Source organism: Cytobacillus solani (genome assembly GCF_006704205.1).
GTDB lineage: Bacteria > Bacillota > Bacilli > Bacillales > Cytobacillaceae > Cytobacillus > Cytobacillus solani.
On record NZ_CP041305.1, the window covers coordinates 4,924,791 to 4,946,271 of the forward strand.

25 protein-coding genes are annotated in these 21,481 nt (G+C 37.6%); all 25 read right to left on the reverse strand.

Annotation, left to right across the window (positions count from 1 at the left end):
• Positions 1–7: 7 nt before the first annotated feature.
• The 25 genes from FI644_RS24730 to flgC all read right to left on the reverse strand — a co-directional run bounded on the left by FI644_RS24730 (position 8) and on the right by flgC (position 21,481).
• A complete protein-coding gene (locus FI644_RS24730) occupies positions 8–877 on the reverse strand; it encodes a MinD/ParA family protein (protein WP_053475680.1) in 870 nt (289 codons plus the stop codon).
• Position 878: 1 nt separating this feature from the next.
• On the reverse strand, positions 879–2,042 hold the full coding sequence (gene flhF, locus FI644_RS24735) for a flagellar biosynthesis GTPase FlhF (protein ID WP_142108939.1): 1,164 nt from the start codon (positions 2,040–2,042) through the stop codon (positions 879–881).
• Positions 2,039–4,075: a flagellar biosynthesis protein FlhA gene (flhA, locus tag FI644_RS24740; RefSeq protein ID WP_053475678.1), complete on the reverse strand. Its 2,037-nt coding sequence runs from the start codon at positions 4,073–4,075 to the stop codon at positions 2,039–2,041. The genes flhF and flhA overlap by 4 nt, the downstream gene beginning before the upstream one ends.
• A gap of 59 nt (positions 4,076–4,134) precedes the next feature.
• Positions 4,135–5,220, reverse strand: a complete 1,086-nt coding sequence (gene flhB, locus FI644_RS24745; RefSeq protein ID WP_053475677.1) for a flagellar biosynthesis protein FlhB — start codon at positions 5,218–5,220, stop codon at positions 4,135–4,137.
• Complete coding sequence (fliR, locus tag FI644_RS24750; RefSeq protein WP_053477506.1) at positions 5,217–5,999, reverse strand: flagellar biosynthetic protein FliR; 783 nt, start codon at positions 5,997–5,999, stop codon at positions 5,217–5,219. The genes flhB and fliR overlap by 4 nt, the downstream gene beginning before the upstream one ends.
• Before the next feature lie 4 nt (positions 6,000–6,003).
• Complete coding sequence (gene fliQ, locus FI644_RS24755; protein ID WP_053475676.1) at positions 6,004–6,273, reverse strand: flagellar biosynthesis protein FliQ; 270 nt, start codon at positions 6,271–6,273, stop codon at positions 6,004–6,006.
• A 17-nt stretch (positions 6,274–6,290) separates the two neighbouring features.
• Positions 6,291–6,956 carry a flagellar type III secretion system pore protein FliP gene (gene fliP / locus FI644_RS24760; RefSeq protein WP_053475675.1) on the reverse strand — a complete coding sequence of 222 codons (666 nt, stop codon included), beginning with the start codon at positions 6,954–6,956 and terminating at the stop codon, positions 6,291–6,293.
• Positions 6,953–7,615 carry a flagellar biosynthetic protein FliO gene (locus tag FI644_RS24765; protein WP_231690051.1) on the reverse strand — a complete coding sequence of 221 codons (663 nt, stop codon included), beginning with the start codon at positions 7,613–7,615 and terminating at the stop codon, positions 6,953–6,955. Before FI644_RS24765 ends, fliP begins: the two co-directional genes overlap by 4 nt.
• 28 nt (positions 7,616–7,643) lie before the next feature.
• Entirely contained in the window at positions 7,644–8,006 is a 363-nt protein-coding gene (locus FI644_RS24770; RefSeq protein ID WP_053475674.1) for a response regulator, read from the reverse strand.
• Between the two features lie 19 nt (positions 8,007–8,025).
• Positions 8,026–9,324: a flagellar motor switch phosphatase FliY gene (fliY, locus tag FI644_RS24775; RefSeq protein ID WP_142108940.1), complete on the reverse strand. Its 1,299-nt coding sequence runs from the start codon at positions 9,322–9,324 to the stop codon at positions 8,026–8,028.
• Positions 9,311–10,312: a flagellar motor switch protein FliM gene (fliM, locus tag FI644_RS24780; protein ID WP_053475672.1), complete on the reverse strand. Its 1,002-nt coding sequence runs from the start codon at positions 10,310–10,312 to the stop codon at positions 9,311–9,313. The genes fliY and fliM overlap by 14 nt, the downstream gene beginning before the upstream one ends.
• 129 nt (positions 10,313–10,441) lie before the next feature.
• A complete protein-coding gene (gene fliL / locus FI644_RS24785; protein WP_053475671.1) occupies positions 10,442–10,873 on the reverse strand; it encodes a flagellar basal body-associated protein FliL in 432 nt (143 codons plus the stop codon).
• Complete coding sequence (locus FI644_RS24790; protein WP_053477504.1) at positions 10,863–11,084, reverse strand: flagellar FlbD family protein; 222 nt, start codon at positions 11,082–11,084, stop codon at positions 10,863–10,865. Before FI644_RS24790 ends, fliL begins: the two co-directional genes overlap by 11 nt.
• A gap of 53 nt (positions 11,085–11,137) precedes the next feature.
• Positions 11,138–12,340 (reverse strand): flagellar hook protein FlgE, encoded by a 1,203-nt coding sequence (locus FI644_RS24795; protein ID WP_053475670.1) that lies wholly within the window; start codon positions 12,338–12,340, stop codon positions 11,138–11,140.
• 81 nt (positions 12,341–12,421) lie between these two features.
• Entirely contained in the window at positions 12,422–12,811 is a 390-nt protein-coding gene (locus FI644_RS24800) for a TIGR02530 family flagellar biosynthesis protein (RefSeq protein WP_053475669.1), read from the reverse strand.
• An 18-nt stretch (positions 12,812–12,829) separates the two neighbouring features.
• Positions 12,830–13,465, reverse strand: a complete 636-nt coding sequence (gene flgD, locus FI644_RS24805; protein ID WP_053475668.1) for a flagellar hook assembly protein FlgD — start codon at positions 13,463–13,465, stop codon at positions 12,830–12,832.
• A gap of 12 nt (positions 13,466–13,477) precedes the next feature.
• The gene (locus tag FI644_RS24810) at positions 13,478–14,764 is read right to left on the reverse strand and encodes a flagellar hook-length control protein FliK (protein ID WP_053475667.1); all 1,287 of its coding nucleotides are present in this window, start codon (positions 14,762–14,764) and stop codon (positions 13,478–13,480) included.
• A 30-nt stretch (positions 14,765–14,794) separates the two neighbouring features.
• On the reverse strand, positions 14,795–15,397 hold the full coding sequence (locus FI644_RS24815) for a MotE family protein (protein WP_053475666.1): 603 nt from the start codon (positions 15,395–15,397) through the stop codon (positions 14,795–14,797).
• Between the two features lie 8 nt (positions 15,398–15,405).
• Entirely contained in the window at positions 15,406–15,849 is a 444-nt protein-coding gene (gene fliJ / locus FI644_RS24820) for a flagellar export protein FliJ (protein ID WP_053475665.1), read from the reverse strand.
• A gap of 5 nt (positions 15,850–15,854) precedes the next feature.
• Complete coding sequence (fliI, locus tag FI644_RS24825) at positions 15,855–17,171, reverse strand: flagellar protein export ATPase FliI (protein WP_053475664.1); 1,317 nt, start codon at positions 17,169–17,171, stop codon at positions 15,855–15,857.
• Between the two features lie 3 nt (positions 17,172–17,174).
• A complete protein-coding gene (gene fliH / locus FI644_RS24830) occupies positions 17,175–17,951 on the reverse strand; it encodes a flagellar assembly protein FliH (RefSeq protein ID WP_053475663.1) in 777 nt (258 codons plus the stop codon).
• On the reverse strand, positions 17,935–18,951 hold the full coding sequence (gene fliG / locus FI644_RS24835) for a flagellar motor switch protein FliG (protein ID WP_053475662.1): 1,017 nt from the start codon (positions 18,949–18,951) through the stop codon (positions 17,935–17,937). The genes fliH and fliG overlap by 17 nt, the downstream gene beginning before the upstream one ends.
• A 12-nt stretch (positions 18,952–18,963) precedes the next feature.
• The gene (gene fliF, locus FI644_RS24840; RefSeq protein WP_053475661.1) at positions 18,964–20,550 is read right to left on the reverse strand and encodes a flagellar basal-body MS-ring/collar protein FliF; all 1,587 of its coding nucleotides are present in this window, start codon (positions 20,548–20,550) and stop codon (positions 18,964–18,966) included.
• Positions 20,551–20,697: 147 nt separating this feature from the next.
• Complete coding sequence (gene fliE, locus FI644_RS24845) at positions 20,698–21,009, reverse strand: flagellar hook-basal body complex protein FliE (RefSeq protein WP_082446535.1); 312 nt, start codon at positions 21,007–21,009, stop codon at positions 20,698–20,700.
• A gap of 13 nt (positions 21,010–21,022) precedes the next feature.
• Entirely contained in the window at positions 21,023–21,481 is a 459-nt protein-coding gene (flgC, locus tag FI644_RS24850) for a flagellar basal body rod protein FlgC (protein ID WP_053475660.1), read from the reverse strand.

The following is a 21,481-nucleotide window of genomic DNA, read 5'->3' on the forward strand; positions in this document are numbered from 1 at the left end:
TGATCCCCTACCTTTCAAAGAGAAATTGCTTTAGTTTTGATACAAAGTGACGCGAATTATTTGAAGTTGGTTCCTGAGTGAATTGTCCTCGTGTATACTTGTTAGAAATATCCTTTAAAGCTCTTGAAGCTTGTGCCTTTTCATTATAAAGGATAAATGGGATTTGACTTCTTACTGCTTGCTGAATAACACGGTCATCTGGGACTGTGCCAAGACAGATAATCTCTCGATCAAGAAAACTTTTTACAACCTTTGAGAGACGGGTAAATGTCTGCTTGCCTTCCTTTTCAGACTGCACCCGGTTAATAACTACATAAAAAGGAATAGTAGAATCCATTAAATGTATATGTTTCATCATAGCATAAGCATCTGTCATTGCTGTTGGTTCTGGAGTTGTAATTACAACGATTTCTTGAACAGATAGAATAAATTTCAAAGTCCCATCCGTAATCCCAGCCCCCATGTCAAAAATGACATAATCATATTCTTTGAAAATGACTGTTAGTTCTTTTACAAACTTATCAACTAATCCCACATCAAGTCCGACTAAATGTGAAAGACCAGATCCGCCGGCAATATATTTCAGCCCTTTCGGACCATCCATCACCGCATCTTTTAAAGATATTGAGCCTTCAAAAAAATCGACAATCGAAAGTTCAGATGTATTTCCCATTAAGATGTCAAGGTTCCCCATTCCCAAATCCATGTCAAACAATAATACTCTATTCCCTTTTGTGGCCAGTGAAATGGAAAAGCTCAATGAAAGATTGGACTTCCCAACTCCCCCTTTTCCACTAACAACAGCCACTGTTTTGGGAGATTTCCCCTCTGCTGCCACCTTAAGTTTTATTCTTAGTTCTTCAGCTTGATCCTTCATCCTAATTGACCCCAATAATCGATTTCGCAATATTATTTGGACTAACAGCTACCATATCATCTGGAACATTTTGACCGTTTGTCATGTATGCTACACCCTTGTTGTATTTATTAATCATGTTGTACATTGCTCCATAGCTAGACGTTTCATCTGCTTTTGTAAAAATAAATTTATCAAGGTTTATACTTGAAAATTGAGTAAATATATCTTCCATATCTCTTTGCTTTGAAGTTAATGAAAGAACTAAATAAGTTTCCATGTCATTATCAAAATCGATTACTTGTTTTAAATCTTCTACATATTGCTTGTTTCTAAAGTTTCTCCCCGCTGTATCAATAAGTACAAGATCAAAATCATGGAAGGTTTGTACAGCCTTTTTAAAATCATCAATGGAATAGCAAACCTCTAATGGAACATTAAGTATTTTTGCATATGTTTTTAGCTGATCAATTGCTGCAATTCTATATGTGTCTGTCGTAATAAAAGCAACTTTTTTCTTATGTGTGATTACACATTCAGCTGCAATTTTTGCAAGTGTTGTCGTTTTTCCAACACCAGTAGGACCGACAACATTGATATATTTTTTAGAAAAAGAAATTCCTCCAAATGGAATGTTCGAAATACGTTTAACCATTTCTTTTTCAAGCCAAGAATACACCTGTTCAATTGAAGCACTTGCACCTTCCACATACCATTTCTCAAGCAACGAACTTAGAATTGATTCCTGAATGTATGCATCAATTTCTTGTTCCTTTAATAGCTTGTCCATCAATTGAAGATGGGCTGGAAATGAAGGTGTTGCACTAATCGATCCTGAGGGAATACTCTTTAATAATGCTTTTAGCTCATTTAATTCTTTAATTATTTCACCAGAAGGTTTTTGTTCTACAGAACTCATATTCTGTAGAACCTCCTTCCTCGCTTCATCACTTTGTTCTATTTTAGATGAAAACATTTGCTTTTGCTTTACTATTGGCATTTGCTGATATTTTGGCTTCGGATCAGCTGCTGCAATAACCTCAATCGTACGCTTCTTAAACAAACCTAAAAATCCGCCGGTATGAGCAATTTTCGAGTTTAATATGACTGCATCATTTCCTAGCTCAGCTCGGATTTTCTTCATGGCTTCAGTCATATTAGCTGCCACATATTTTTTTACCTTCAATCTACATTCACCACCCCAACACTCTGTACCTCTACGTTTGCCTCAAGCTCGTTATAAGATAAAATAGGTATTTGCGAAAAATAACGCTCTGTTAATTGTCTTACATACATTCTGACAGCAGGAGAACATAAGACAATAGGTGTTTGTTCAATGAGTGATAATTGTTCCACTTGTGATGCGATTGATTCAAGTATACCCTGCGAAATGGTCGGATCAATGGATAAATAATTGCCGTGCTCTGTCTGCTGAATTCCATCTGCAATTAGCTTCTCCACTTTCCCTGAAAGAGTGACAACTTTTAGCGAATCACCTGCATGGGAAAATTGATTCGTAATTTGCCGCGCCAATGCTTGACGAACATATTCCGTAAGCAAATCCGTATCGCTTGTCACTTTGCCAAAATCAGCTAACGTTTCAAAAATAATCGGCAGATTACGAACAGAAACATTTTCTTTTAACAGCTTGGCAAGCACTTTCTGTACTTCTCCTACTGATAAAGGATTTGGTGTAACCTCCTCAACTAAAATTGGATAACTTTCATTTAAATGATCGATCAGCTGTTTTGTTTCTTGTCTTCCAAGAAGCTCGTGAGCATTTCCTTTGATAACCTCAGTAATATGGGTAGACACAACTGACGGTGGATCAACTACCGTATAGCCAAATATTTCTGCCTGTTCCTTCATATCCTCAGTTATCCACTTTGCAGGCAATCCAAAGGATGGTTCAACTGTATCAATACCTTCAATAGAATCATCTTCAATTCCAGGACTCATTGCTAAGTAATGATCAAGCAGAAGCTCTCCACGTGCCATTTCATTCCCTTTAATTTTCAATCGATACTCGTTCGGCTGAAGCTGGATATTATCTCGTATCCTGACAACAGGGATAACAAGACCGAGCTCGATCGCAAGCTGTCTTCTAATCATTACAATCCGATCAAGAAGATCGCCGCCCTGATTTGCATCGGCTAACGGAATAAGTCCATAGCCAAATTCAAACTCAATCGGGTCGACATTTAATAAACTAACAACACTTTCAGGACTTTTCATTTCTCCTGTTTCAATCTCTTCCTCTAGTTCCTGTAACTGTTCTTTATCTGGCTCAGGCGTTCGAGAAATCATATATCCGCCAAATCCTAGCAGTGCGGCAATTGGGAAAGTAAGAAAATTACTTATTGGCGTAAACAAGCCAAGTAAAAAGATAGTAGCTCCGGTAACATAAAGCATCTTTGGAAAGGCAAATAATTGAGCGGTGATATCTGAACCAAGATTTCCCTCAGATGCGGCTCTTGTTACAACGATCCCTGTCGCAGTAGAAATCAAGAGTGCGGGGATTTGGCTGACAAGCCCGTCACCAACAGTTAAAAGCGAAAAATGCGTGGCAGCATCAGCAAATGATAATCCTAGCTGCATCATCCCGATAACAATTCCGAAAATTAAATTGATAAGGACGATAATGATCCCAGCAATCGCATCCCCTTTTACAAATTTACTCGCACCGTCCATCGAACCATAGAAATCAGCTTCTCTGCTAACTTTTTCACGGCGTTCACGTGCTTGCTGCTCTGATATCATGCCAGCATTTAGATCAGCGTCAATACTCATTTGCTTCCCCGGCATCGCATCAAGCGTAAATCTCGCAGCAACTTCTGATACACGCTCAGCCCCTTTTGTAATAACGATAAATTGAATAATAATAAGAATTAAAAACACAACAAGTCCAACAATAATATTTCCGCCAACAACGAAGGTACCAAAGGTATGAACGACACCCCCAGCTTCTCCTGTTGAAAGGATAGAACGCGTTGTGGAAACATTCAAGCCAAGTCGAAATAATGTCAATAATAGTAATAATGATGGAAAAATTGAAAATTCAAGCGGCTCACGCATGTTCATCGTCGTTAATAAAACCAGGAGAGCCAAAGTAATATTAATTAAAATGAGTATACTCAGCAGCCATGTTGGAAATGGAATAATTAACATGGCCACGATTAAGATTACACTTACCAAAACCGATAAGTCTCTTGCTGACATATATTTCCTCTCCTATTAGAAAAGCGTAAGTGCCTAGACACTATTAAACTTCAATATTATTAGATTTTCTTCTTAGTTCTGTATACATAGGCAAGAATTTCAGCAACGGCTTTGAAGAATTCCTCTGGAATCGCGTCTCCGATGTCTGCCTGGCTATATAAAGCTCTCGCAAGAGGCCTATTTTCTACTGTAATAATATCTTTTTCTTTCGCAATTAGTTTTATTTTTTGGGCAACAAAATCTACCCCTTTTGCAACAACATATGGTGCATCCGATTTTGTTTCATCATATTTTAAAGCAACAGCGAAGTGAGTTGGATTCGTGATGACCACATCGGCGTTGGGAACTTCCTGCATCATTCGTCTCATCGCCATTTCCCGTTGCCTTTGCTTTATTTTCGATTTAATGAGGGGATCCCCCTCAATATTTTTATACTCGTCTTTTATATCTTGCTTCGACATTCGGATATTCTTTTCAAAATCATATTTTTGATATAGATAATCTAATAAAGATAGAAACAATAACGCACCTGATGCAAATAATCCCATCTTTATAGTCAAGTTTCCTATTGTCGCTAATGCTGCTCCAACAGGCTTTTGCGACAAAATTAAGATTTCATCAATACTGCCCCATAAAACAAGAAATGTAACAAGACCGACAAATCCTATTTTTAGCATTGATTTTAAAAGCTCAACAAGGGCTCTAAGGGCAAAAATCCGTTTAAAGCCTTTGATCGGATCCAGTTTTTCAAGCTTTGGCTGGATGACTTCCGTCGAAAATAAAATCCCAACTTGCATATAATTCGACGCTACTCCTGCAATTAACGCAACAAACATAATCGGTCCTAAAAGGAATACAAGCTCTTTCAATATGGAAAGAAAAACCGACTGAATATTTGCTTCCGTTAACTCTGTAAGCATAAATTCCTGAAAGCCGTGCCTCATCACATACAAAACAATATCTTTCATATAGGAACCTGCAAATAGGAAAAAGAGAAAGACAGCAAGTAAACTAATTGCCGTATTCACATCTTGGCTTTTGGCAACTTGTCCTTTTTTACGAGAATCCTGTCTCTTCTTTGGGGTTGCTTTTTCTGTCTTTTCACCTGAAAAAAGCTGCAAATCTAACGTTAACAATAATTTCATCTGCTTGTTCCCCCAATAATGTCCATGAGACCGCGCATCGTATTTAACATCGTTTCAAATAAATGTGAAACAGTAAACAGCATCACACTCATCACCGCAATGAGTACGAGGAAACTCACTCCTATTTTCAAAGGAAGTCCGACAACAAAAACATTAAGCTGTGGAACCGTTCTCGCAACAATTCCTAAAGCAATATCGACTAAAAATAGACTTCCAACAACAGGAATCGACATTTGAAAAGCAATAATGAACATCGAATTAAATGCTTTAATTACATATTCAACCATATTTTCATCCCCAAAAGGAATCCATGGCTGATCTAAAGGGATAAACTCATAACTGTAAAACACTCCATCTAGCATAAGATGATGGCCGTTTACTGTCAGTAAAAAAAAGAGTCCAATTGTATATAGATATTGACCCATTAAAGGACTTTGTGCACCCGTCTGCGGATCGATCACATTTGCAATGGCGAATCCCATTTGAAAATCAATAAAGCCACCTGCAATTTGGATAGCAGATAAAATTAAATAAGCGATAAATCCAATGAATAAACCAACTAGTGCTTCTTTAATAATTAATAAAAAATAATTATGATCAATTTCCAGCGTTGGTGCATCAAGAGTAACAACCACGATAACTGCCATAAAAAAGCCTAATCCGATTTTCGCCGCTACTGGAATGGAACGGTATGAAAAAAGGGGCATCATCAGAAAAAAAGATGTTACCCTCACAAACACTAGTAAAAAAGCTGGAAAAGCGGGTATTAAGTCTACCATATCATCAACCCACAAACCTCGTTAAGTTTGAAAAAATTTCACCTGCATAAGAAAGCATATGACTTAGCATCCATGGTCCAAAAAACACAAGTCCCGCAAGAACAGCAACAATCTTGGGTATGAACGCTAATGTTTGCTCTTGAATTTGCGTTGTTGCCTGAAAAATACTGACAATTAATCCGACAACAAGTGCCAGCAGCAATAATGGTCCACAAATCAGTAATACAGTCATAATGCCACGTTCTGCAATTGAAATAACTGTTTCAGGAGTCATTTTATATATTCACCTGCTTAAAAGCTTTGTAAAAGAGATTTTACGACGAGATACCATCCATCAACAAGGACAAATAACAAGATTTTAAAAGGCAATGAAATCATTACTGGAGGAAGCATCATCATCCCCATTGACATGAGGATACTTGCCACTACCATATCAATGACGAGAAAAGGTATAAATATCATAAATCCGATTTGGAATGCGGTTTTAATTTCACTAATAGCAAAGGCCGGTACTAGTGAAGTTAATGGAATGTCTTCGACTGATTTTGGCGGCTCTGCCTTGGAATACTCCAGAAACAAAGCTAAATCCTTTTGTCTCGTATGCGCACTCATAAATTCTTTAAATGGAACGGAAGCTTTCTCATATGCTTGCTCTAAATTGATTTCTTCATTAAACAGCGGTGTTAACGCTTCTTCATTCACTTGTTGCATAGTCGGAGCCATGATAAAAAAGGTTAAAAATAAAGATAATCCGATTATTACTTGATTTGGAGGCATTTGCTGAGTAGCAAGCGCCGTTCTGACAAAGGAGAGAACAATGACAATTCTTGTAAAACAAGTCATTAATATGAGAATACTAGGTGCCAATGACAACACAGTCAGCATTAAAACTAATTTTACAGAAGTCGAAACATTCTCAGGCGAACTATTATTAAAAAACTCCATAAATTCATTCATCGCTCGTCTGATCCTTTCTTCTCCATTTCGTCAAATAATTTCTGCCTGTCTGTCGTTAAGTTATCTAGCTGTTGTTTAAGCAATGATTGAAACTGGTTCCCTTTGTTTTCATTTGATTGACTCTTTTTTCTTCTTTGAAGTACCTTTGTCACAATATCGCTTGGTTGTACAAGCTGTTCCATTTTATCATTGTAGTCTGAGATAATTTGACTGCATTCCTCTGAGTCCGTAAGTTCCTTTAACAGCTGAATATTTTCACCAACACCTACGACCAAGATACGATTACCAACCTTTATTAGCTGTACAGATCGATTCGTACCAAGTGCAGTGCCTCCCAAATTTTCTATGAGCCTGCTGCTTTTATACGTTTTACTTCTCTTATTAATAAACTTAAGTAAGAAATATAGGAGTGCAACAACAAAAGCAGTTGCAAATATCATTTTTATAATATCCCACGCATTGATACCAACTTTTGTAGTCTCAGCATTACCTTGCTCTTCCTGTTTATTTGGCGTTTGTTCATCTCCGCATGTGTCTGGATGTTCTAAACAATCTCTCACACTATTGTTTAATTGCTCTGCATAGGCTGGTGCATCCAAGCCCAGCAGAGCAATACCTATAATAAGTAGCAAAAGAATAGTCCGATTAACATATTGCAATATTCTGCACCCTCTAATCAATAGATTATTATCCTAAAGTTTTCGAGATTGCTTCAATAACACGATCAGCCTGGAAAGGTTTAACAATAAAGTCTTTTGCACCAGCCTGAATAGCATCAATTACCATTGCTTGTTGGCCCATTGCAGAACACATAAGCACTTTTGCATTAGGATTAATTTTCTTTATTTCTTTTAATGCTGTAATTCCATCCATTTCAGGCATCGTAATATCCATTGTCACTAAATCTGGTTGAAATTCTTTATATTTATCCACAGCTTGTACACCATCAGCAGCTTCCCCAACTACTTCATACCCATTTTTTGTAAGAATGTCTTTAATCATCATTCTCATAAATGCTGCATCATCAACAATTAAAATTTTTTGCGCCATTTCTCATTACCCCCATGCATTATCTAAGTTTTTTTAAACGATCACTTTGACTAATAATATCCGTAACCCTTACTCCAAAGTTTTCATCAATAACGACAACCTCACCTTGGGCAATTAGACGGTTATTTACTAGGATATCTACCGGCTCACCTGCGAGTTTATCAAGTTCAATAATGGATCCCGCTGATAGCTCAAGAATTTCCTTCACAGATCGTTTTGTTCTGCCAAGCTCCACTGTAACTTGAAGTGGAATGTCGAGTAGCATATTTAAATTCTTTGATTCAGACTCTTGAAGATGAACTGGCTCAAAATTTGAAAATACTGCAGGCTGCACATTCGCTTTTGGTGCTTCCGGAAAAGCTGAGCCAAAATGCTGTGGTCCACTATGCTGACCAGCTTGCTGATATGACGGTTGATAGCCATAGGGTGCTTGCTGATAAGCAGGCATTGGCTGCTGTTGGTAGCTGCCCTGTTGATACACAGGTTCATTCTGCATATTTTGTGGCTGGTTATACCCGTAATCCTGTCCAGCAGGCTGTTTATCAAAAGAAATATCTGGCTCCGTTGGCTGTGCATATGCAGGTGTGTTAACTTCATCTATTACGTTGGAATCAGTTGATTCTGCACCACCAGGATTTAGTAATTCTTCAACTAGGCCTTTTGCAAAATGAAGCGGCAATAGCTGCATAATATTTGAATCAATTAAGTCACCAATTTTTAATCGGAAAGATATTTTCACCAAAATATCTTCATCAGGTATTTTATCGGTCCCTGCCCCTTGTTGTACATCCAACACATCTATCATTGGTGGAGATATATCTACCTTCTTGCTAAAAATGGTTGACATCGAAGTTGCTGCTGAACCCATCATTTGGTTCATTGCTTCCTGAACAGCACTTAACTGAATTTCCCCCATCAAATCAGATGGATTTTGTCCATCCCCACCCAGCATTAAATCTGCAATAATAGCTGCGTCCTCTTGTTTAATGACTAATAAATTACTTCCATAGAATCCTTCTGTATAACTAACTTGAATCGCAACATATGGATGAGGGAATTCCTCTTGTAATTTTTTTTGTGAGATGACAGTTACTGTCGGCGTTGTAATATCCACTTTTTGATTTAGTAAGGTGGATAAAGCTGTAGCTGAACTGCCAAATGAAATATTTCCGATTTCTCCTAGAGCATCTTCCTCGATACTTGAAAGATAATCTTCAACAACAAAGGAATCATCCATCATTTCTTCAGTGTCCTCATCATCACCACCACGTAATAGAGCATCGATTTCATCTTGTGAAAGCATATCACCGCTCATCATCGTCGTCTCCCCCTTTCACTATATCCAATACTTGAATGGCTAGTTTTTTGTTTACTTTCCCTGGTTGTCCAATAAATTTCGGAATATCTCCTACTTTAATAATGAGCGGTTGTTCAATTTGCTTGTTCAACTCAATTACATCCCCTATATCTAACATTAAGAAATCCTCGATGCTTATTTCTGAATTACCAAGTTCACTGACAACTGAAACTTCTGCATTTTGAATATGTTTTTCTAATCTTTCTATTTCTTCTGGTACGCGATCCTTTTTATCTGTCTGCATATAATAGTGGGCAGATAGCATAGGAATAATTGGTTCTAGAACAACATGCGGTATACAAATATTCATCATTCCGCTTGTTTCGCCAATAGTTGTATTTAACGAGATAACAACAACAGTTTCATTCGGTGAAACCATTGATAAGAATTGAGGATTTACCTCAAAATCCGTCAATAGGGGTTCCATTTCAACGATTGTGCTCCAAGCCTCTAGATAGTTTTCGAATGCACGTTCAAACGTATTAGACATTATTTTCGTTTCAATTTCTGTTAAATTCTCAACATTATTGACGCTTGTCCCTTTTCCACCCATCATTCGATCCATCAATGCATACGCAATGTTCGGGTTAACCTCCATTAGAATTCTACCATCCAAAGGCGGCACTTCGAACACATTTAAAATGGTCATTTTTGGAATGGAACGAATAAATTCTTCGTACGGGATTTGGTCGGCAGATGCAACCGTAATTTGGACGTACGTTCTTAATTGAGCAGAAAAGAATGTCGTCAAAAGACGAGCAAAATTATCATGGATCCTTGTTAAACTTCTAATTTGATCTTTTGAAAATCGCAGTGCTCGTTTGAAATCGTACACTTTTACTTTCTTCTCGGTTTGTTCTTTCTTCAATTCGTCTGCATCCATCTCACCAGTAGATAATGCAGACAATAGGGCATCTATTTCATTTTGTGATAAAACTTCTCCGGACACGTTCCCTCACCTCCAGTAAAAAACTATGGCTCATTTCACGAATGCTGTGCCGTTCATTAACTTGTGCATTTCTTAACGCCATGCAACATCATATCAGAATAAAGCATGCACTCATATCGGTACTATTTGCTATTGGAGGAGAGATTCAGTGATATAGACCTCTTCAACCTTGCCCTTTTGCATGAGGCCGTTTATTTTCCCTTTTAATGCCTCTTTTAACTTCATTTGACCTTCTTTTCCCTGGATATCTTCAGCGGTCATTTCTGAAAGTTCTTGGATAATAATATCCTTTACTTGAAAATCTCTTTTCTCTAATTCTTCTTTTGCTTTTTTGTTATCAGTTTGAATCTTGAAAGAAATACGAATAAAATCATTGCTTGCTAAATTTGTTGTTAGTTGCGGAACATCAACAGATGCTTCCAAAACTTCATCAATCGAAGGTTCTTTTGGACCTGAACCATCATTATTAAGCTGCTTGACAACAATAACTGCAACAGCACCAACTAGGGTAATGGCAACAAGCATAATTATCATAATCATTACAAGCTTATTATTCTTCATCTTCATCTTCCCCCACATGCTGATGCCCTAGAAGGCTTACAGATTGATAGAAATCTTTTACTAGCTTCACGACTGCTTCCTCTGATTCCTTCACGACATATTTCCGCCCATTCGTTAGCGTAATCGTCGTATCAGGAAAAGATTCGACTACTTCAATAAAAACAGCATTTAATACAAACTCTTTCCCATTTAAACGCGTTACCTTTATCAATGTTTTATTCAGGGCCAAAAAGCTTATGCTTCTGACCCTGTCCCTCCCTTAGCCTATCGTTTTAAGTTTACTAACTCTTGCAGGATTTCATCAGATGTTGTGATGATACGTGTGTTCGCTTGGAACCCACGTTGAGTTACGATCATTTCAGTGAATTCTTCGGAAAGATCGACGTTGGACATTTCTAGCGATCCCGCTGCAATTGATCCTCGGCCACTGCCGGGAACATTAATATTTGCAGTTCCTGAGTTAATTGTTTCTTGGAATAAGTTATTCCCCGCCTTTAGAAGTCCTGAAGTATTACTGAATTTTGCGAGTGCAACTGTTCCAAGGCTTCTAATCTGGCCATTTGAATACACACCATTTACTTCACCAGTAGGACCAATATTAAAACTTTCTAATTTTCCGGATAAATTCCCGTTAGGATTAGCCTGTGCTGTGATTGAATCTCCATCTTGTTTAAGTTTATCAACATTAATTTTAGCAGTTCCTGCATCCGTTAACTCGAGTGTTGCTAAATCTATATCAGCAGGTGCAGTATAAGTTTTATTTGTTGCATCATATGCTAATGCAACTGATATACTCGCTTTTGGATCAGTTGTAGATTTTTGATTTGTAATCTTAACTTCCCAGCCAGTCCCAGCAGCATCGACAACATATTGATAATCTAGAGTATGTTCAACACCTTTTTCATCAACAATCTTCATCTGTTGAACATCACTGCCTGCACCAGGTTTTAACGTTGACGGATCTGGCAAACTACCATTTAATTTTATTTCATTAGTTGCTAGTGCAGGTAATGTAGCATTCACATTTACAACAATATCTTCAAGTACCCCCGATTTATATGCTTGTACTTTAAGACCATCTGAATTAACTAGAGTTCCATTATCATCAACATAAAAATTTCCTGCTCTAGTATATAAAATCTGATCACCTTGTTTAACTACAAAATATCCATCTCCATCAATTCCTAAATCAAGTGCACGACCAGTAGATTGTAAACTAGAACCAGTATGAATGGTATCTATCGTTGCTAATGCTGAGCCAAGCCCAATTTGCATTGGATTAGTTCCACCGCGATTGTCTGTTGCCGCACTAGCACCCGCAACCATTTGGTTCATTGTATCTTTAAATGTGACACGACCTTTTTTAAAGCCGTAAGTATTTACGTTAGCAATATTATTACCGATTACGTCTAGCTTTGTTTGGAAGTTTTTCATTCCGCTTATCCCTGAGTACATTGAACGTAGCATGTATTAGTTGCTCCTCTCATATACGGCTTGCTTCAGTCATTCCACAAGCCATGGCTTCCTTTTACAGGTCCAGCCATCGATTTATTGATCTAAAAGTATCGTGCCATTGATATTGGTAAAAATTTGTGTTCGGGCTTCTTCCCGATCCATTGCCGTTATCACCGTATTGTTTTTTGCACTGACAATTAATGCCGCATCCTTAAGCAGTACGAGTGATTCCTTTACACCCTTGTTTTTTGCTTCTTGAACTTTTTCTTCAATCTGATTCCAGCGCGCCTCATTAATATGTATTCCCCTTTGAAGCAGGCGCTCCTTCGCATGCTTGCTTACAGTTAATTTACTGTCCGTTTGTAATGCATGTTGAAAATGAACAGAAAATTTATTGTTCGATTGAAGGATTTGATTAACCGAAGTTGGTTTGGGTTTACTAACGGCCTTTGATTGAATCGGATGAAACATCATTTTATCCATTCAATCACTTCCTAAGTATTATTCAATTTTTGTAATCTGCGATGAAGAGATTGTCGTTCCATCCTCTAATTGAAAAACTGTTTTCCCATCCTTGAATGAAACTGATTTAACAATTGCAGTTTTTTCTTCCTTATCTTCACCTAAGAAAGTAACTTTCTTGCCAATCATCATACTTGCCTGTACCATCGCATTTTCTTTCGATGTTTCATTGATTTGAGAGATATTAGCCGGTTCAAGCTTTGTTCCATCATCAAGTATAAAGATGACACTATTATCTTTGAATTGAACGGAAGCCACTCGACCTGTTCCCTCTTCAATCACAGGTTCCTTACCTTGCTCCTTGGATGGAGTCAGCTTATGCCAAGTAACATCTTTTCCGACAAATTGGTTATATGCAATGATTTGACTTTGTTCTTGAACTTTTACAAAGTTCTCCATCGTCTTGCTCATATTCGTTATTTGCTCTAATGTAGAAAATGTCGCCATTTGGGCAATAAAATCTTTATCCTGCATTGGATTCGTAGGGTCTTGGTTTTGAAGCTGAACCATTAATATTTTAAGAAAATCATCTTTACCTAGAATGTCTGAACCTGTTTTTCGCTGCTTTTTCTGATATTCAGATAGAAGCAACGAAGAATCGATTGTATTTGTCATTTCATATCACACCTAAGCTTCAGTATTAAGAAGTGCTTCTTCAAATGAGTTTGTAAAATCACCATTTGATTGCTGTTCCTTTTGTTCTTCCCTTGGCTGTTGTCTTTCTTGTTGTTGCTGCTGCTCACGGTTAAACGTACGTTCTTGACTCGTAAACTGTTGGGCGATTTCTACTCTTTCAATTTGAATGTTTTGAGAACTAAAGGCATGTTTTAATCCATTTAGCTGTGATTCCATCATATCCTTGGCAACGGAGGTAGAGGTTAGAATTCTTGCAATAATCATCGAATCCTTTTGAATTAATTCAACTCTGAGTGCACCTAAATGCTCAGGATTTAATTTAATAAATAGCTTCTGTGTACCGCCGCTATTTATAAATTTACTTCTAGAGAGAATCGATTCAAACTGTTCAATTAATTGTTCAGCAGATACAGGTCTTTGTGCACTTGTCATCAGCGTCAATTGTTCAGGCTTTGAAAGCTGTTGGAATTGTAAAAATCCTGGATGAACACTATCCGTTTTCGTTAAGACCTTTGTCATATTCTCAGTACTGTATTCAGTACCAGATAATACGGGTTTTTTTGTGTTCATTTCTTGAACAAGATTATTAAATGTTTTTTGTAAATACTCTTCCTTTGCGATTGATGGTTGAGTTGTTATTTTTAATTCTAGCTTTTCTTTTATACTCTTAATTAACTCTCTTAGTCTAGTTTCATTTCCGAATGAATCTTGTTGTGCTGCTAATAGATCAAAAAGCTTTACCGCCTTCATCGCTTGACCAAATTCTTTATCAGGCACGAGCTTTACATTATGGATTTGCAGGGATGAGATTACTTCTAATAGCGATAAAATCGCTTCATTCAAATCTTTGTGTGCAGTTTCTCCCTCCATCTTATTTAATAAATCCTTAGCAGTTAAATCTTCATTTGCAGAAGTTAATTGATTGTAAAGCTTAGTTAACAGCTGCAACAGCTCTTCTGCAGACATATTTAATTGTTCTTGGATAAGAGAAACAGCATCGACATCACTTTGTAGCATTGTTTTCCCTAACAGATCGCTTCCATTTTCGAGTTCTAGAATATCATTCATTTGCAAAAATTGAACGAGTCCAGCAAGTTCTTCAACTGTAAGTTCATTTACTTGCTCATTAACTGGCTGACTATTAGAAGACTGTGAAGCTCCAGCCATCAAATTAGCAAATACGGTTGAAAAACCATTAGTGCCTTTACCTGCATCCGTTGCATTTCCTCCTGCTGTCGACACAAGAGAATGGATTGTCCCTAAACTTGCAATTTCCACTTTTTCACCTCCCTTCAATGAATAGATTCCCTATTCACTGTCTTCAATATCAGCTGTTAAAAGCTCCGTATATCTTGCAGCATCCTCTGGTTCCATTTTTTCCATAATTTCCGCAAGTTTATCTGACTTTAAATTCGTTAATATTTCCAATGCTTCTGTCTCACTCATTTGTGAAAGGATAGGAGCTGCCTTTTTTGCCGAGATCGTTTCGTATGTTTTGACTATATCCTTGAAGGCTCGTTTATTCTCTTCTTTCATTGCGGTCAGCTCTTCAATTTCCGCTTCAAGTTGCTCCTTTTCAAGTTCTGCTCTTGAAATTTCCTGATCCTTGCTCTCTAATTCCGTTTCAAGCTTTGTAATCTTGGCTTCACGGTCTTTAATTTCCGCCTCAAGCTCGATCATTTTTGTCTCAATATCCTTCGCTGAGTCGGAATCATCATCTGAAATTGCGGATGAAATAAATGGGATTTTTTGTCCGTATTCCTTTGTTAATTCAAATACATTGTAACCAAGAATAGTCATCACAATGAGGGCGACCGTTATGGTAAATAACAGCGGAATAAGGACAACAAATATGAAGCTTTGGAACCTTGATGTTTTTTTTGATTCTAATTCTTCTGCAACTTTGTCCACGCTACCACCTAACTTCCCCGACTCATATATTGCTGGATCGAGATATCATCCATTTGCTTGCCTTCCAGCAGTTTCATATTTTCAGTGAAATTCGTAAAATCTTTTTCTTTAATCTTTTCATACTTTTTCACTTCTATATTCTTTTCCATCAGCTTTTCTTGATAAAAATTCATATGGTTTCTTGCATTGATAACTATTTGCTGGTAATGATTGATTGTTTTTTCAAGATTATAGATAAAATGCTGATGGTGCCTCATTTCCTGAACATGTATTCCATTTACAAGCCTTTCAGATTGGAAACTTTCGAGATCTTCTTTTTTCTTTAGTAGACCATATAACTTTTCAGCTGCCTCTTCGAATTTTTTCACTGCCTGATTATAGACATTAAAGGCTTCATCTTTTTCTCTTTCTTTAATAGAAAGAATTTTTGCGAATTTATACTGATAATGCACGAAAGTTACTCTCCTTTCCCTACTAGGCTAAATAATTGCTGAATACTTTCCTGAAATGAGATCTTTTCATGTGTCGCCTGTTTTAAGAACGAAATGATCGTTGGATAAAGTCTGATTGCTTCATCAATATCCATTGAGGAGCCTTTCTTGTATGCCCCAATATTAATTAAATCCTCAGAATTTATATAAGTACTTAATACTTCCCGCAGTTTTTCCGCAGATTTCACATGATTCGTATCTACAATATTATTCATAACCCTGCTGACACTTTTAAGGACATTGACAGCTGGGTACTGACCTTTATTTGCTAAAGCACGATCAAGAACAAAGTGACCGTCTAAAATACCACGGACTGTGTCCGCAATTGGCTCATTCATATCATCACCATCAACCAAAACTGTATAAATAGCCGTAATTGAGCCTTTTTCATTTGTACCTGTTCTTTCCAATAGCTTCGGCAGAATGGCAAATACAGAAGGTGTATACCCCTTTGTTGTTGGCGGCTCACCGATTGCCAATCCAATTTCTCTTTGTGCCATTGCTACCCTTGTCACAGAGTCCATCATCATCATGACATTCAAGCCTTTATCTCGAAAATACTCAGCGATTGCTGTAGCAGTAAATGCACCTTTTATTCGCATCAATGCAGGCTGGTCTGATGTGGCAACAATAACTATTGATCGGCTTAAGCCCTCTGGTCCAAGATCCTTCTCAATAAATTCTCGTACTTCTCTTCCACGTTCCCCTATTAGCGCGATTACATTTAAATCTGCCGTCGTATTCCTCGCTACCATTCCAAGCAACGTACTTTTCCCCACGCCACTGCCGGCAAATATCCCAACACGCTGTCCAATTCCAATTGTAAGCAGACTATCAATCATGCGAACACCAACTTCAATTGGTGAAGAAATCGGCGGTCTTTGAAGCGGGTTTGGCGGATCCTGGTCTGTTGGAACGGACGAAAGTCCTTTCGGCAACGCTGATCCATCTAAAGGCTGACCAACTGAATCAAGAACCGAGCCAATTAATTGAGCTCCAACTTTTATTTCTAATGGTTTAGAAGTAGCTTCAACTAAACTGCCAGGAGAAATATCATTGATCGATGTATAAGGCATTAAAATGACATCTTCATCCTTGAACCCTACAACTTCAGCCTTTATGATTCTTTTTCGTTTATGTCCAACATGAATATAACAAACATCCCCAATTGAACTTTCTGGCCCCTGGGATTCAATCATCAATCCGACAACCCTTTTCACTCGCCCATAACGTTTAAATGTATCCAATTGGTCAATCTCTTCAATTAAATCAGCGAGTTCCATTCCTTATTCACCCTCTAGCAATTCGATAAGCTTCTGCTTTATTTCTTCTAGCTGACTATCAATGCTCGCGTCAATTCTTCCATTTTCCGATTCTATTAAACAGCTTGTTTCGGATAAATCATCGTTCGGATAAATATAAAAATCGATGTCTTTCGGAAACAATGCTATGATCTCTTCTTTATTTGCCAAAAGAAAATCATATTGAACTGGGTGAACATGTAGCTGAACTTCCTTATTATCTCTTGCTTCTTTTAAAGCACGTTTTACAACAGATAAAAATTCCTCTTCCTTATCTTTCAATGTTTTCCCAAGAATTTTACCGGCAACTTTTAATCCAAGCTCAAGGATTGTTTTCTCTGATGAATCTACATGCATACGGTAATCCCTTTTTGCCGATTCCACAACGTCCTTAGCAGATTGAATGATTTCATGAAATTCATGATAACCTTGCCGGCGTCCTTCCTCTAAACCCTGTGTAAACCCCGTATTGCGTGCCAGCTCAGCTATTTCTGCTTTTTCAATTTCAAAGGCTATTCTCTCGTCTTCTATTTGTTTACGAAGATTTTCCGCTTCATGTTGAGCGTGACTTACAATCGATTCAGCCTGCATTTCTGCCTCATGTAACATCGTCTGTATCAGTTTTTCTGTATCGGTAGAAGTAAATTCTGGTTCTTCTCTTTGATTTAGTGGGTCAAACACTTTAATTGAAATTATTTTCTTTTCACTCTGTACGGGAGGAGCCCATCCAGTTCCTTTGATGAGCCTAGACAATAATATCATCTCCTCCGCCACGAGCAACAACGATTTCTCCAGCTTCCTCTAGACGGCGGATAATCGCAACGATTCGAGATTGCGCCTCTTCAACATCGCGAAGTCTGACAGGACCCATAAACTCCATTTCCTCTTTAAACGTTTCTGCCATCCGTGAAGACATATTTTTGAAAATGATATCCTTCACTTCATCACTAGAAACCTTAAGTGAAAGCATTAAATCTTCGCTCTCACAATCACGAATAACTCTTTGAATTGCACGATTATCAAGCGTAACAATATCTTCAAATACAAACATTCTCTTCTTAATTTCTTCAGCAAGTTCAGGATCCTGGATCTCTAATGCATCCAAAATTGTCCGTTCTGTTGAACGGTCAACCCCATTAAGGACATCCACAACCGCCTCAATTCCACCTGTTTGTGTGTAATCCTGTGTAACTGTTGCTGAAAGCTTTCTTTCAAGTATTTGTTCAACTTCATTAATAATTTCTGGAGAGGTACTATCCATCACAGCAATCCTGCGAGCGATATCTGCCTGCATTTCCTGTGGAAGTTCTGATAAAATTTGCCCCGCCTGTGCCGCATCTAAATAAGATAGGATTAATGCTATCGTTTGCGGATGCTCATTCTGAATAAAGTTTAATATTTGTCCTGGATCCGCTTTTCTAGCAAAATCAAAAGGTCTAACTTGTAATGATGAGGTCAATCGATTAATTATTATTGCTGCTTGTTCATTTCCTAATGCTTTTTCAAGAACTGTTTTCGCATAACCAATCCCGCCTTGAGAAATATAATCCTGTGCTAAAGCAATATTGTGGAACTCCTCAAGAATTTCTTCCTTCGCCTGTGATTCAACTTTACGCACGCCAGAAATCTCTAAAGTTAGTTTTTCAATCTCTTCCTCACTTAAATGTTTATAAACAGAAGAGGCTACCTCAGGACCAAGGGAAATTAAAAGGATGGCTGCTTTTTGCTTACCAGTTAATTCTTTTTGATCTCTTTTTGCCACTATTCATTCCCCCTAATCTTCAGCAATCCATGTACGTAACAGTTTTGCAAAGTCTTCCGGTTTTTCTTTAGCCATTTTCTCCAACTGTTTCTTTCTCATTGTGCTTTCTGTTTCATGTTCTTCATTCACATCAGGTACATGTAACAGTTCTTCTTGTAGTGCATTTTCTTCTTCCTCTTGGGCACGTTTCTTTTTCGCTCTAATAAATAGGAAGATAAGCAGTGCAATAATCACTAATAGAATTCCACCTACAATGTATGCCCATAGTGGCAGAAGCGGTTTTGATTCATCTGGGAACTCAACTTTTCCATTGAAAGGCTGAACTGAAACAACCACTTTTTCATTGATTTCTTCGTCCGTTAGTTCTCCATCATTGGCTTGCTTATCAATCGTTGTCCGTACAATGGTTCCGAGGATTTTCGTAATATCATCAATTCTTTCCTGTGGAAGCTCCCCATCTTTTGGAGGATTAACCATCACTTGAATCCCTAAATCTCTAACCTTATATGGACTTTCAACAATTTCTTTGCGAATTTTATTTACTTCATTATTAATCGTTTCTTCAATTCTTTCGTAATCCCCATTTGCTCCATTTCCTTCAAGATAACTAGAACCAAGCGCATCACCTGGATCTTCGCCCTGTGGAATACCTCCTGCAGCATCCCCATTTCCCGTAAAGGTTTCAGTGATTTTATGTGCACTGATCGCAATACCTTCCATATCTTCTTCATTCACAGGAGTTACAAGATTCTCTTCTCTGTTTTCCTGCGTAAAGTCAATATCTGTTGAAACAGAAACAACTACATTACCAGGACCCATTAACGTACCAAGCATATTTTGGACTTGACGCTGAACATCCTTCTCGATTTGCTTCTTAATTTCATGCTGTGAAGCAAATTGAGAACCCGGTGTTGAATTTTCAGTATTTTTTAAATCAAAGTACTCAAAATTCTGATTTGTTATGACGATATTATCAGTGGGTAAATTTGGAATGCTCTTTGATACTAAATGATATAAGGCTTGAATTTGAGATTCTTCAAATTGATAGCCTGGCTTTGTGTTTAATACGATTGAAGCAGAAGCTGCTTCAGAAGGGTCACTGACAAAAATACCTTTTTCTGGTAAATTAATCATCACCTTCGCATCCTGAACGCCATCAATTCCTTTCATAAGATTAGCTAATTCTGATTGCATGGCGTCTAGCTTTAATACGTTAAATTCATTTTCTGTCATTCCGATTCCAGCATTTTGGCTAAAAAACGAATAATCAATGCTGCCTGATTTCGGAATCCCTTCGGCAGCTAATTCAACTTTAAGTGTATCCACAACTTCTTCCGGGACTTTTATTGTTGATCCGCCATCAGCGATTTCAGATTGTATCCCCCTGCCGTCCAGGTTTTCTTTAATTGTGCCTGTTTCGGATGGAGACAGATTGCTATAAAGTGGAACTAGCGTTGTTCTTGTAGAAAAAAAGGATATTAATGCGATTAATACAATGAATAAAAGAGCGGAACCAAAAAGCAATATCTTTTGCTTTTTGGTTCGGCTGCTAAAATATTCTTTCACTTTATCAAAATATCTTCGAAACGATTCTTTCATTTTAATCCTCCGGTTATCTGTCTCATATTAGGCTTTCTAATAACCGCAAATTATTAGTTTTCAGCTTTAATCAAGAAACCTATAATTGCTCTCTTACCTTCAGCTAGTTTCGGTCATTTAGCAAAGAACAAGACTAGAGCTTTCCTATTAAACTTGCATTCTCATTGTCTCTTGGTAAGCTTCAATCACTTTATTACGAATCTCTAACGTTGCTGACATTGCTACACTTGCCTTTTGAGAGGCAATCATTACTTGATGTAAATCTATATTCTCACCATTAACAAGCTTTTCTGTCGCTTTGTCAGATTGAACCTGTAGTTCATTCACCTTATCAATAGATTCCTTCAATACAGACGCAAAGCTTTTTTGTGCTTCAGATGGTGAATTTGTATGAATCTTATTTTCAGTTTGAGGTTTTAATACGTGAGCTGCCGATGTAACTGAGTCGATATTAATCATTTATTCTTCTCCTTTACTTGCCGATTTCAAGAGCCTTCATCATCATGCCCTTAGATGCATTAAAGACGGTTACGTTTGCTTCATAGGATCTTGTAGCACTAATTAAATCTACCATTTCCCGTAAAGGGTCAACATTTGGCAGTTCGACATAGCCTTCAGCATTAGCATCAGGGTGTTCTGGATTGTAAACAAGCTTAAATGGAGTTTCATCTTCAACGATCTTTGTTGCTTTCACACCATTACCAACCGAACCATCATTGCTTCTATTCATAGCAATATGTAAGAAATTAGAAAATTGCCCTTCCTTCGGCTGAAGCACAACTGATTTACGTTTGTACGGCTGCCATTCTCCATTCACATATTTCGCTCTTGTTGAATCTACATTAGCCATATTTGAGGAGATGACATCCATGCGTAATCGTTGAGCAGATAACGCTGATGCAGTATTATTCATACTATGAAAAATCGTCAT